Source organism: Leucobacter iarius, from assembly GCF_039530105.1.
Lineage (GTDB): Bacteria > Actinomycetota > Actinomycetes > Actinomycetales > Microbacteriaceae > Leucobacter > Leucobacter iarius.
The window spans coordinates 428,002-440,717 of sequence record NZ_BAAAOB010000002.1 but is presented as its reverse complement, the minus strand read 5'-3'; the positions used below and the strand labels follow the sequence as shown (position 1 = coordinate 440,717).

Annotated in this window: 14 protein-coding genes; 13 read left to right on the top strand and 1 reads right to left on the bottom strand. The window is 71.1% G+C overall.

Annotated elements, in window-relative coordinates:
- Positions 1-7: 7 nt before the first annotated feature.
- Positions 8-1,600, bottom strand: a complete 1,593-nt coding sequence (locus ABD169_RS11330; protein ID WP_344032282.1) for a hypothetical protein — start codon at positions 1,598-1,600, stop codon at positions 8-10.
- A gap of 74 nt (positions 1,601-1,674) precedes the next feature.
- Between ABD169_RS11330 and rpe the strand changes: the two genes are divergently transcribed.
- The 13 genes from rpe to pyk all read left to right on the top strand — a co-directional run bounded on the left by rpe (position 1,675) and on the right by pyk (position 12,708).
- Positions 1,675-2,337, top strand: coding sequence for a ribulose-phosphate 3-epimerase (rpe, locus tag ABD169_RS11325; protein WP_344032280.1), 663 nt, complete (start codon positions 1,675-1,677; stop codon positions 2,335-2,337).
- Between the two features lie 44 nt (positions 2,338-2,381).
- A complete protein-coding gene (locus tag ABD169_RS11320) occupies positions 2,382-2,645 on the top strand; it encodes a phosphoribosyl-ATP diphosphatase (RefSeq protein ID WP_099724822.1) in 264 nt (87 codons plus the stop codon).
- A gap of 105 nt (positions 2,646-2,750) precedes the next feature.
- Positions 2,751-3,590: an ATP phosphoribosyltransferase gene (gene hisG / locus ABD169_RS11315; RefSeq protein ID WP_336653451.1), complete on the top strand. Its 840-nt coding sequence runs from the start codon at positions 2,751-2,753 to the stop codon at positions 3,588-3,590.
- 14 nt (positions 3,591-3,604) lie between these two features.
- On the top strand, positions 3,605-4,399 hold the full coding sequence (gene hisF / locus ABD169_RS11310; protein WP_336653450.1) for an imidazole glycerol phosphate synthase subunit HisF: 795 nt from the start codon (positions 3,605-3,607) through the stop codon (positions 4,397-4,399).
- The gene (hisI, locus tag ABD169_RS11305; protein ID WP_344032276.1) at positions 4,396-4,767 is read left to right on the top strand and encodes a phosphoribosyl-AMP cyclohydrolase; all 372 of its coding nucleotides are present in this window, start codon (positions 4,396-4,398) and stop codon (positions 4,765-4,767) included. Before hisF ends, hisI begins: the two co-directional genes overlap by 4 nt.
- A gap of 37 nt (positions 4,768-4,804) precedes the next feature.
- Positions 4,805-6,349 carry an anthranilate synthase component I gene (locus ABD169_RS11300; RefSeq protein WP_344032274.1) on the top strand — a complete coding sequence of 515 codons (1,545 nt, stop codon included), beginning with the start codon at positions 4,805-4,807 and terminating at the stop codon, positions 6,347-6,349.
- Positions 6,350-6,354: 5 nt separating this feature from the next.
- A complete protein-coding gene (locus ABD169_RS11295; protein ID WP_344032394.1) occupies positions 6,355-6,996 on the top strand; it encodes a Trp biosynthesis-associated membrane protein in 642 nt (213 codons plus the stop codon).
- An 85-nt stretch (positions 6,997-7,081) separates the two neighbouring features.
- The gene (locus ABD169_RS11290; protein WP_099724828.1) at positions 7,082-7,315 is read left to right on the top strand and encodes a DUF6704 family protein; all 234 of its coding nucleotides are present in this window, start codon (positions 7,082-7,084) and stop codon (positions 7,313-7,315) included.
- A gap of 1 nt (position 7,316) precedes the next feature.
- Positions 7,317-8,087, top strand: coding sequence for an indole-3-glycerol phosphate synthase TrpC (trpC, locus tag ABD169_RS11285; RefSeq protein ID WP_344032272.1), 771 nt, complete (start codon positions 7,317-7,319; stop codon positions 8,085-8,087).
- Positions 8,088-8,107: 20 nt separating this feature from the next.
- Positions 8,108-9,331: a tryptophan synthase subunit beta gene (gene trpB, locus ABD169_RS11280; RefSeq protein ID WP_336653446.1), complete on the top strand. Its 1,224-nt coding sequence runs from the start codon at positions 8,108-8,110 to the stop codon at positions 9,329-9,331.
- On the top strand, positions 9,328-10,125 hold the full coding sequence (trpA, locus tag ABD169_RS11275) for a tryptophan synthase subunit alpha (protein ID WP_336653445.1): 798 nt from the start codon (positions 9,328-9,330) through the stop codon (positions 10,123-10,125). The genes trpB and trpA overlap by 4 nt, the downstream gene beginning before the upstream one ends.
- A gap of 131 nt (positions 10,126-10,256) precedes the next feature.
- The gene (gene lgt / locus ABD169_RS11270) at positions 10,257-11,201 is read left to right on the top strand and encodes a prolipoprotein diacylglyceryl transferase (protein WP_336653444.1); all 945 of its coding nucleotides are present in this window, start codon (positions 10,257-10,259) and stop codon (positions 11,199-11,201) included.
- Between the two features lie 46 nt (positions 11,202-11,247).
- Entirely contained in the window at positions 11,248-12,708 is a 1,461-nt protein-coding gene (gene pyk, locus ABD169_RS11265) for a pyruvate kinase (protein WP_344032269.1), read from the top strand.
- Positions 12,709-12,716 lie beyond the last annotated feature (8 nt).

The window sequence follows — 12,716 nt, the reverse complement described above, 5'->3', positions numbered from 1 at the left end:
GGATCGCCTAGGCGGCGTCGGGCTCGGTCCAGTCGAGCTGCACCGGCCCGGGAGCCAGGTAGGCGCTCGGCCGGAGCGAGGAGACCGGATCGCGCAGGTGCCCGTCGCGGACCGTGCCGTCCGCAGTGCTGCGGATGCTCAGCTCGATGTTCGCGCTGAACTCCGCGGGAAGCACGATCTTGCCGGTCAGACGCCCGTCGACGCGCTCGAGCTCCGGCGGATGCGCCGCGAGCACGGCGTCGAACCCCTGCGGCAGGGAGCGGGTCAGCTCGCCCTCGAATGCGTAGCCGTCGGGGAGATCCTCCTCCGGCACGTCCATGCCGCAGTCGGTGGTCGGGGTGCCCGCGGCGAGGCAGTCGTCGAGCTCGGATCGGAGCGCCTCGGTGAACCGCCTGGTGCCCGCCTCGGTGAGCTGCGGGGTCGCCTCGATCCGCGAGAGGACCTCGGCGTCCGAGAGCCGGATCACGATCGTGCGCTCATCATCGGGCAGCGAGAAGTCGCTCGTCTCGAACCCGAGCTCGTAGGCGCCGGGCATCAGAGCCGGGGTCGCTCCGCCGATCGGCTCGCCGTTGAGCGTCGTCGGGAACCCCGCGAGCACCTGCCCCTCGGGGAATACGGTGCCGCCCTCGGTGATGAACCAGCCGTCGCCGGTGCGCTCCACCTGCATGGCCGTCGACACCGTTTCGCCGCCCATCGTGTACCGGACCGAGACGCTTCCCGAGTCACCCTCCTGCACGGTGGCGTCCGCCTCGACATCGTCGATCCGGCTCTCGGGATGCTCGGACGGATCGAGCGGAGGATGCTCGAAGACTCCGGGATCCGGGGAGCTGAGCAGCTCGGCGGCACGGACGGTGTCGCCGTCGCGGAGCGCCTCCAGGTACTCCTGCACCGCGCCTTCGGGCGTGTCCGCCCCGATGGCGGTGTACGAATCATCGGCGCCGGGATCCCCGTCGTCGTTCGTCAGGCTGCCGATCAGCGACATCGCGCCGATGGCGAGGACGCCGATACCGACCCAGCCCACGATCTTCATCGGGTTCGCTGTCGCTGCGGGTTTCGGCCCGCCTTCGGGGGTCCGCGCCCGAGCGGGCGCGGGGCCGGGCATTGCGGTCGCCGAGGCCGCCGATACCGGGGTCGCCGCCACCGGAGCGGGCGGCACCGAGGGTGCGGTCGGCACCGGGGGCGCGGTCGGGGCAGGCGGTGCCGTTGACGGAGGAACCGGGGCCGCGGCCGCGGGAACAGGCGCCGCCGGCATCTCGGCCGCGGGGATCTGCATCGGCGGGGCGGCGGGTGCCGCCGGAACCGGTGCCGGCTGCGCCGGCTGCGCCGGCGGCGCCGGTGGCGCCGCCGGGTCCGTGGGAACCTCAGCACTCGGCTCGGGTGCTGCGGGGACGTCGTCGACGCCGAGCGCCTCGTGCACCTGCTCGGCGGCGTCGGCCGCGAGCGCGTCGGCCGCGTCCGCGGGTTCGTACCCCGTCCAGTCGCTCAGCTGGGGTTCGGGCAGCCCGCCCGGGGGAGCGATGCCGGGCGAGGGCCGGAGGCCCTGCGGCGCGCCGAGACCGGTCGGGATGCGCCAGGGCTCCGGGTCCTGCTCCTCTGCCATGGCGCCAGCATAGCGAGCGCACTGCGCCGCGCACGGGCCGCATCGCGGCTCCGGCCCGCGGATAGGATCGATCCGTGACCGTGCAGCGCATCCACCCGAGCATCCTGTCCGCCGACTTCGTCAACCTCGAGCGCGAGCTCGAACGGATCCGCACCGCGGACTTCGTGCACGTCGACGTGATGGACAACCACTTCGTCCCGAACCTCACCATGGGCCCGCCGATCGTGGAGCGGATCCAGGCGGTCTCGCCGATCCCGCTCGACGTGCACCTCATGATCTCGGACGCCGACCGCTGGGCCCCGGGGTACGCCGAGCTCGGCGCCGCCTCGGTCACCTTCCACGCCGAGGCCGCGCAGGATCCGGTGGCGCTGGCGCGCCGCCTGCGCGAGATCGGCGCCATGGCCGGCATCGCGCTGAAGCCCGGCACCGATCCGGAGCCCTACCTGGAGCTGCTGCCCGAGTTCGACATGGTGCTCGTGATGACGGTGGAGCCCGGTTTCGGCGGCCAGTCCTTCATGCCCGACATGATGCCGAAGCTCGGACGCCTCGCCGAAGCGCGCGCGAAGCACGGCATCGAGCTGCGCCTGCAGGTCGACGGCGGCATCTCGGCGAGCACGATCGGCGTCGCTGCCGAAGCCGGTGCCGACACCTTCGTCGCGGGCTCGGCGGTCTACGGCGGGGTGCCCGAGGACCGGATCGCGGAGCTGCGCGCAGTCGCGGCGGCGCACGCGCACTGACCGCGAAGTTCTGACCGGAGTCCCGGACACGCTAGGCTGGTCTCGTGAAGTCGTTCGAATCGCTCTTCGCTGAACTCAGCGAGAAGGCCGCCGCCCGTCCGGAAGGCAGCGACACCGTCGCGCGCCTGGACGCCGGCGTGCATGCGATCGGCAAGAAGGTCGTCGAAGAGGCGGCCGAGGTGTGGATGGCCGCGGAGTACGAATCCGACGACGCCTGCGCCGAAGAGATCAGCCAGCTGCTGTACCACCTGCAGGTCCTCATGCTCGCCAAGGGCCTGAGCCTGCAGGACGTGTACCGGCATCTGTAGCGTCGGCGCCTCACGGCACTCCCGTGACGCCGCGCTGACGCTCGCCGCCCGAATCTGATTCAGACTCCCGGCCGCGCAATGGCCGACACGGAAGGAACTTCACTCATGCTCCGCATCGCGGTGCCCAACAAGGGCTCCCTCTCAGAGATCGCCGCCGAGATGCTCGCGGAGGCCGGATACTCCGGCCGACGCGACAGCCGGCAGCTCGTCCACACCGACGCTCGCAACGGCGTCGAGTTCTTCTATCTCCGCCCGCGAGACATCGCCACCTACGTGGGATCCGGTGCGCTCGACATCGGTATCACCGGCCGGGATCTGCTGCTCGATTCGGGGTCCGCGGCGCACGAGATCGCGCACCTCGACTTCGGCGACTCGACCTTCCGCTTCGCGGCTCCCACGAACGAGATCAGCGACATCGCGGATCTCGCCGGCAAGCGGGTCGCGACGAGCTATCCGAAGCTCGTCGACGACTTCCTCCGCGCTCGGGGGATCGAAGCGATCCTCGTGAAGCTCGACGGCGCGGTCGAATCGGCGGTGCGCCTCGGCGTCGCCGATGCCGTCGCCGACGTGGTCTCCACGGGCGCCACGCTCCGCGCGGCCGGGCTCGAGATCTTCGGACCGGTGATCCTCGAATCGACCGCGGTGCTGATCGGCGGGGCGAAGCGCCCCGAGGGCGTCGACCGCCTGCTGCGTCGGCTGCGCGGTGTGCTCGTCGCACGCAAGTTCGTGATCATGGACTACGACCTGCGCGAGAGCGATCTCGACGCGGCCGTCGCGATCGCCGGCGGCATCGAGTCGCCCACGGTCTCGCCGCTGAAGGACGAGGGCTGGGTGGCGGTCCGCGTCATGGTGTCGGCCGACGAGGCGAACGACGTCATGGATCGCCTCGCCGATCTCGGCGCCCGCGCGATCCTCGTGACCGCGATCCACGCCGCCCGCCTGTAGGAGGGGACCCGCAGATGAGCATCGCGACCCGCGTGATCCCCTGCCTCGATGTGGCCGCGGGCCGCGTCGTGAAGGGCGTCAACTTCCTGAACCTGCGCGACGCCGGCGACCCGGTCGAGCTGGCGGCGAAGTACGCCGAGCAGGGCGCCGACGAGCTGACCTTCCTCGACGTGACCGCGACCGTCGACGACCGATCGACCACCTACGACGTGGTGCGCCGCACTGCCGAGCAGGTGTTCATCCCGCTAACCGTCGGGGGCGGCGTGCGCAGCGCCGACGACGTCGCGCGACTGCTGGGCGTCGGCGCCGACAAGGTCGGCGTGAACAGCGCGGCGATCGCCCGTCCGGAGCTGATCGGCGAGATCGCCGACCGTTTCGGCTCCCAGGTGCTCGTGCTCTCGCTCGACGTGAAGCGCTCGCCCCGCACGCCGAGCGGGTTCGTGGTGACGACCCACGGCGGCAAGAAGGAGACCGACCGCGACGCGCTCGAGTGGTGCCGCGAGGTCGTCGATCGGGGCGCGGGCGAGCTGCTCGTGAACTCGATGGATGCCGACGGTACGCTCGCGGGCTTCGACCTGGAGCTCACCCGAGCGGTGCGGGAGCTGGCCTCGGTCCCGGTCATCGCATCGGGCGGTGCCGGGCGTCTCGAGCACTTCGCCCCGGCGGTCGATGCGGGCGCCGATGCGGTGCTCGCCGCGTCGGTGTTCCACGACGGAACGTTCACCATCGGCGAGGTCAAGCGCGCGCTCGCGGACGCCGGGCACCTGGTTCGGCTGGTCGAGCACGGCGACGAGGAGGCGCGGGCATGACCGCGAACGATCCCACCGCGGTCGAGCAGCGGCTCGATGCGCTGACCTTCGGCCCCGACGGGCTGCTTCCGGCCATCGTGCAGGACGACGCCTCCGGCGATGTGCTCATGCTGGCCTGGATGGACCGTGAGGCGGCGCGGCGCACGCTCACCACGGGGCGGGTCACCTACTGGTCCCGCTCCCGGCAGGAGTACTGGCGCAAGGGCGATACCTCGGGGCATCGGCAGTACGTGCGCTCCGTCGCGATGGACTGCGACGGCGACACGTTGCTCGTGCGCGCGATCCAGATCGGCGCGGCCTGCCACACCGGATCCCGGACCTGCTTCGACGGGCGCGACCTCGGGGCCGTCGTCGGCGATCCCGAATAGGGGCGAGCGCGCAGGAGCGCACCGGTAAGCTGGGGCGGTGAGCCTGACGACGACGCGCGAGGCCTTCGACGCCGCCCGCACCACCCACACCGTCATCCCCGTGTGCCGCGAGGTATTCGCGGACGCGGAGACCCCGGTCGGCATCTACCGCAAGGTCGCGGCTTCGCGACCCGGTACGTTCCTGCTGGAATCCGCGGAGCAGGGCGGTGTCTGGACCCGGTTCAGCTTCGTGGGGGCGGGCTCGTTCGGCTCGCTCAGCGAGCGCGACGGGCGGGCCCGCTGGGTGCCGTCCGAGGGTGGCATCTCCGAGGACCGCCTGCTGCCGGGCGGTGTCTCGCACCTCGCCCCGGTCGAGGCGCTGCGCGCGGCGGCCGAGCACTGGCGCACGCCGCAGGTCGCCCAGCTGCCGCCCCTCGTGAGCGGCTTCGTGGGCTACCTCGGCTGGGAGACCGTGCGGCAGTTCGAGCGGCTCGAGCACGGGCCGACCGAGGGCCCGGGCATCCCGAGCCAGTCGCTCAGCTTCGCCTCCGAGGTGGTCGTGATCGATCACCGCGAGGGCAGCGTGATCCTCGTCGTCAACGTGCTGAACGATCAGCACTCCGACGACGCCGATGCGCAGTGGGCGGAGGGCCAGCGGCGCCTCGACGCGCTGCAGGAGACCCTCGCGGCTCCGGCGGCGTCGCCGCTCGGCGAGCTCGACCGCACGGCGATGCCCACGGCGCGCCGGCTGACGAACGAGGCCGACTACCTGGCCGGCGTCGAGCGCTCCAAGCAGTACATCGTCGACGGCGACATCTTCCAGGTGGTGCTCTCGCAGCGCTTCGACCAGGAGTGCACCGCCGATCCGCTCGACGTCTACCGGGTGCTGCGGCACCTGAACCCGAGCCCCTACCTCTACCTGCTCACGGTCGAGGACGCCGACGGCGAGCCGTTCTCGGTCGTCGGATCCAGCCCCGAGGCTCTCGTCACCGTGCAGAACGACGGCCACGTCATCACGCACCCGATCGCCGGGTCCCGCCCGCGCGGTGCGACCATCGACGAGGACCACCAGCACGAGCGCGAGCTGCTCGCCGACGAGAAGGAGCGGGCCGAGCACCTCATGCTCGTCGACCTCGCCCGGAACGACCTGCTGCGGGTGTGCGACCCGCCGAGCGTCGAGGTGACCGAGTTCATGCGGATCGAGCGCTTCAGCCACATCATGCACATCGTCTCGACCGTCGAGGGCGAGCTGGGCGAGGGACGCAACGCCATCGATGCGCTGCGCGCGACGTTCCCCGCGGGTACTCTGAGCGGCGCCCCGAAGCCGCGCGCCCTGCAGATCATCGACGAGCTGGAGCCCGTGCAGCGCGGCGTCTACGGGGGAGTGGTCGGCTACTTCGGCCTCTCGGGCTCCGCCGACCTCGCGATCGCGATCCGCACGGCCACGATCCGCGACGGCGTCGCGATGGTGCAGGCGGGCGGCGGGATCGTCGCCGACTCCGTCCCCGAGATGGAGGATCAGGAGTCCCGCAACAAGGCGGCTGCGCCGCTGCGGGCGGTCGCCGTGGCGAACACCCTGCGCTCGATCGGAGATCGCTCGTGAAGCGGATGCGGCTCCTCCTGATCGCCGGCCTGGGGCTCGTCGGCGCGCTCGCGCTGCTCTCGGCGACCCAGCCGTGGGCCTCGTTCAAGCTCGAACTGGGCGCGGCGGCTCAGGACCATCTCTCGGTCACCGGGCAGGAGTTCAACCAGTCGCTCTCGCCGCTCGCGCTGGCCGTCCTGGCGGGTGCGCTGGCACTGACCATCGCGGGCAAGATCTTCCGACGCGTGCTCGGCGTCGTACTCGCCCTGCTCGGTGCGGGGATCTCGGCGGTGGCGATCACCGTCCTGATCGATCCGTCGGCGGCTTCGCTGGCGCGCGTGACCAAGCTCACCGGCCTGGCCGGCGGCTCCGCGCAGGACGCGATCGCCGGTACTTCGCTCACGGTGTGGCCGATCGTCACTGCGGCGCTCGGCGTGCTCGTCGCGCTGCTCGGCGTGCTCGTGCTGGCGGTCAGCGGCCGATGGGCCACCGCCGGTCGCAAGTACGAGACGAGCACGAAGCGGGTCGAGAGCGACGAGCCCGACCGCATCGCCGACTGGGACGCGCTGAGCGACGGCGACGATCCTTCGGATGCCGATCCGGACGCCGACGAAGATGCGGAGAGTCCCGCGGCCGGGGCGGCCGATCCCGAGGCGCCGCGCGCATAAGCGGCCGTCCGCCTGCCTGTCGTGCTCCGGATGCTCCGCGGACGCGCTAGGCTGGTACGGACACATTTTCGGAACGAGGAGATTCATGTCGAACCCCCACGGAGACCCCGGACACGGCGATTCGCCCGCTGCATGGACGGCGGTGATCGTCATGCTGCTCGGTATCGCGGCCGGCACGGTGTTCTTCTTCCTGAACATCCCCGCCCTCGTGTGGGCGAGCGTCGGTGTCGTCGTCGTCGGCGCGCTGCTCGGCTGGATCCTCTCGAAGGCCGGCTTCGGCGTGAACGGACCGAAGTACGCCGTCAAGTCGCACGACTGAGGTGCTAGAGCAACTGCTCGCCGGCTCCCTGGAAGACGCGCGAGCCCGACGAGAGACCCGATCCACGGCGCAGGTCGAGGCGGAGGCGCTCGCGCGCCCCACAGCGCTCGACGCGCTCGAGGCCCTCGCCCCCGCTGATCACATCCGTGTGATCGCCGAGGTCAAGCGCGCGAGCCCCTCGCGCGGCGATCTCGCCGACATCCCCGAGCCGCAGGCGCTCGCCGCTCAGTACGAGTCCGGCGGGGCCAGCGTAGTGAGCGTGCTCACCGAGCAGCGCCGGTTCAAGGGCTCGCTCGACGACCTCGAGGCGGTGCGCAAGGCCGTCAGCATCCCGGTGCTGCGCAAGGAGTTCATCGGCGAGGAGTACCAGATCCTCGAGGCCCGCGCCGCGGGCGCCGATCTCGTGCTGCTGATCGTCGCGGCGCTGCCGCAGCAGACGCTCGAGCGACTGCACGAGTTCACGCTGCAGCTCGGCATGACCCCGCTGGTCGAGGCGCACACCGCCGACGAGGTGGCGCGCGCCGTCGACCTCGGATCCCAGCTCGTCGGCGTCAACGCCCGCAACCTCAGCACCTTCGAGCTCGACCGCGACCTGTTCGGCCGCGTGGCCGACCAGATTCCGGCGGGCGTCATCCGCGTCGCCGAGTCGGCGGTGCTCGACGTCGCCGACGTGGTGCGCTACCGCGAGGCGGGCGCCGACGCCGTGCTCGTCGGCGAGGCCCTCGTGACCAACGATCCCATCGCGACGCTCGCCAGCTACCTGAGCGTCTGACCCACCGCCGGGAGGCACAGATGTCGAAGCCGTTGCGCGATCAGAGCGGTCCGTTCTTCGGCGAGTTCGGCGGCCGGTTCATGCCGGAGTCGCTCATCGCCGCGATCGACGAGCTTACCCTCGCCTACGACGAGGCGAAGGCCGACCCGGCCTTCCAGACCGAGCTCACGGATCTGCTGCGCGACTACGCCGGCCGTCCGTCCCCCATCACGGAGGTGCCCCGCTTCGCGGCGCACGCCGGGGGCGCGCGCATCTTCCTGAAGCGCGAGGACCTGAACCACACCGGTTCGCACAAGATCAACAACGTGCTCGGCCAGGCGCTCCTCACCAAGCGCCTCGGCAAGCAGCGCGTGATCGCCGAGACCGGAGCGGGCCAGCACGGCGTCGCCACGGCGACCGCCGCCGCGCTCTTCGGCCTCGAGTGCACCGTCTACATGGGCGAGGTCGACACCGAGCGCCAGGCGCTGAACGTGGCGCGCATGCGCCTCCTCGGCGCCGAGGTGATCCCCGTGACCGCCGGATCGCGCACGCTGAAGGACGCGATCAACGAGGCCTACCGCGACTGGGTCGCGAGCGTCGACCGCACCAACTACATCTTCGGCACCGCCGCCGGGCCGCACCCGTTCCCCGCGATGGTCCGCGACTTCCAGAAGATCATCTCCGAGGAGGCCCGGGCTCAGCTGCTCGAGAAGGCCGGCCGTCTGCCCGACGCGGTCGTGGCCTGCGTCGGCGGCGGATCGAACGCGATCGGCATGTTCGACGCCTTCATCGACGACGCCGACGTCAAGCTGTACGGAGTCGAGGCGGCAGGTGCCGGTGTCGACACCGATCAGCACGCGGCCTCGATCGAGCGCGGTCGCCCCGGGATCCTGCACGGCTCCCGCACCTACGTGCTGCAGGACGAGGACGGCCAGACCATCGAGTCGCACTCGATCTCGGCGGGCCTCGACTACCCGGGCGTCGGACCCGAGCACGCGTGGCTCGCCGACATCGGACGTGCCGACTACATCCCGGCCACGGACGACGAGGCGATGCAGGCCCTGCGCCTGCTGAGCCGCACCGAGGGGATCATCCCGGCGATCGAGTCGGCGCACGCGCTCGCGGGTGCGATCCGCATCGGCAAGGAGCTGGGCCCCGACGGGCTCATCGCCGTGAACCTCTCGGGTCGCGGCGACAAGGACATGGCGACGGCGGGCCGGTACTTCGGCCTGCTCGGCGAGAACGATGCGGAGATGGACGGATGAGCGCCCACGAATCCCAGGTGGCTCGGGCGATCCGCGCCGCGAAGCAGGAGCGCAGGGGCGCGCTCGTCGGGTATCTCCCCGTCGGCTTCCCCGACCTCGACACGAGCGTCGCCGCGGCGATCGCGATGGCCCGCAGCGGCGCCGACGTGCTCGAACTCGGCCTGCCCTATTCCGATCCGGTGATGGACGGCGCGATCATCCAGGAGGCGACGCAGACCGCGCTGGCCGACGGATTCCGGGTGGCGCACGTCTTCGAGGCGATCCGCCGGGTGCGCGAGGCGGTCGACGTGCCCATCCTCGTGATGACCTACTGGAACCCGGTCGTGCAGTACGGCGTGGAGCGCTTCGCGCAGGATCTGCTCGCAGCGGGCGGTGCCGGGCTCATTACGCCCGACATCACGCCGGATTCGGCGGCCGAGTGGATCGAGATCAGCGAGCGCCTCGGCCTCGACCGTGTGTTCCTCGCGGCCCCCAGCTCGACCGACGAGCGCCTCGCGCTCGTCACCCGCTCGACCACCGGCTTCGTCTACACCGTGTCGACCATGGGGATCACGGGCGAGCGCGCCCAGCTCGACGCCGCGGCGCGCGAGCTCACGGCCCGTCTGCGGGCGCAGGGCGCCGACCTCGCCTGCGTCGGCATCGGCATCTCGACCGCAGAACAGGTCGCCGCCGCCCTCGACTACGCCGACGGCGCGATCGTCGGCACCGCCTTCGTCCGCGCGCTGCGCGACGGGGGCGTCGACCGGCTCTCCGAGGTGGTCCGCGACATCGCTGCGGGCACGGCGCGAAGCTGAGCGCACCGTCCGGGTGCGCACCCGGCGTCCGCGACGCCGACTAGGATGAAATTCGAATGCGACCGGGCCTCTCGGGCCGGGTCGCGACAGGCGGGGCGAGGCTCCGCACCAGTTCCGTGAAAGAGGAGTGAATGATTCACCCGCTGAGCATCCCGAGCCCCGACCTGCAGTTCGTGCAGATCTGGTCGCTGCAGATCCGCTTCTACGCACTGTGCATCCTCGTGGGCATCGTGCTCGCGGGCATCTGGACCGCGCGCCGCCTCGGCCGTCGCGGGGGCGAGCGCGGCGCGGTCATCGACTTCCTCGTGTGGTCGGTCGTGCTCGGCATCGTCGGCGCCCGCGCCTACCACGTGCTCACGCACTGGGGCGACTACTTCGGTCCTGGCAAGAACTTCCTCGACGTCTTCGCGTTCTGGAACGGCGGCATCGCGATCTTCGGCGCCCTGATCGGCGGCGGCATCGGCGTGCTCATCGCCTCCCGCCTCACCGGGATCCGCTTCTGGTCCTTCGCTGACGCCCTCGTCCCCGGCCTGTTGCTCGCGCAGGCGGCCGGCCGCCTCGGCAACTGGTTCAACCACGAGCTCTTCGGCGGGCCGACCACGCTTCCGTGGGGTCTGCAGATCGAGTCGAGCAACCCGGCGTTCCCCATCGGCCTGCCCGAGGGCACGCTGTTCCACCCGACCTTCCTCTACGAGATCGTCTGGAACCTGATCGGCATCGGCGTGCTGCTGCTCATCGAGCGTCGATTCAAGCCGCGCTGGGGCATGTTCTTCGGCTGCTACCTCATCTGGTACGGCATCGGGCGCGCCTTCGTCGAGTCGATCCGCGTCGATCCGAGCCTCGTGATCCTCGGCCTGCGCACCAACGTCTTCGCGGCGCTCGTCGCGGTCGTCATCGGCATCGTGATCATCCTCGTGCAGCGCAAGCGCCACGTCGGTCTCGAGTCGTCCGTCTACCTGCCCGGGCGTCGCAACCCGCAGGACTCGATCGACGAGCTCACGAGCGATCCCGAGGCGTTCTATCACGTTCTCGACCGCAAGCGGCAGCCCGCCGCGGCGTCGAGTGACACCGTCTGACGCGGGGCAGCGCGGGCGGACCACCCACGAATACAGAGGAGCACGCATGCGCCATGCCAAGATCGTCGCCACGTGGGGGCCGGCGGTATCGAGTTACGACCACACGCTGTCGCTGATCCGAGCCGGGGTGAACGTCGCCCGGCTCAACATGTCGCACGGCACGCACAACGTGCACGAGGGCGTATACCGCAACATCCGCCGCGCCGAGGCCGAGGTCGGTCGCCCGATCGCGGTGCTCGCCGACCTGCAGGGGCCGAAGATCCGTCTGGGCGTCTTCGCCGACGGCCCCTACGAACTCGCGGAGGGTGACGAGTTCGCCATCACCACGCGCGACATCGTCGGCGATCGAACCATCTGCGGCACCACGCACAAGGGTCTGCCCGGCGACGTGAAGCCGGGGGACCCGCTGCTCGTCGACGATGGCAAGGTCGGCCTGCGCGCCGTGCGCGTCACGGAGGACACGGTCTACACGGTCGTCGAGATCCCCGGTGCGGTCTCGAACAACAAGGGCATCAACCTGCCGGGCGTCGCGGTCAACGTGCCCGCCCTCTCCGACAAGGACGAGGACGATCTGCGCTGGTCCCTCAAGCTCGGGGTCGACTACATCGCCCTGTCCTTCGTGCGCGACGCGGCCGACATCGTCCGCGTGCACGAGATCATGGACGAGGAGGGCATCCGCCTTCCGGTCGTCGCCAAGATCGAGAAGCCGCAGGCCGTCGAGCACCTCGAAGAGATCGTCGACGCCTTCGACGGCATCATGGTCGCCCGCGGCGACCTCGGTGTCGAGCTCCCGCTCGAGCAGGTGCCGCTCGTGCAGACCGAGGCGGTCGCGCTCGCGCGTCGCAACGCGAAGCCCGTCATCGTGGCGACCCAGGTGCTCGAGTCGATGATCGAGAACCCGCGCCCCACCCGCGCCGAGGCCTCGGACTGCGCGAACGCGATCCTCGACGGCGCCGATGCGGTCATGCTGTCGGGCGAGACCAGCGTGGGCGCATTCCCGCGCGAAGCGGTCGCGACCATGGCCCGCATCATCGAGGCCACCGAGGATCACGCGCTCGACCGGATCGACCCGCTGGGCACCAAGCCCCGCACCCAGGGCGGCGCGCTGACGCTCGCCGCTGCGGAGGTCGCGGACTTCATCGGCGCCAAGTTCATCTGCGTCTTCACCGAGTCGGGCGACACCGTGCGCCGCATGTCGCGGCTGCGCAAGCCGATCCCGATCCTCGGCTTCACGCCGAGCCCGGCGATCCGCCGTCGCATGGAGCTCACCTGGGGCGCGGACAGCTACGACGTGCCGCGCGTCGGCTCGACGGACGAGATGTTCGCCCAGGTCGACGAGGTGCTGCTCGGCACCGGCCGCGTCGAGGTCGGCGACAAGGTGCTCGTCATCGCCGGATCCCCTCCCGGGGTGATCGGCAGCACGAACACCCTCCGTGTGCACCGCATGGGCGAGACGGTGGGCCTGCTGCCCGAGGCCGGACCGCGCAAGCACCTCGGCGACGCCTGAGTCGAGGG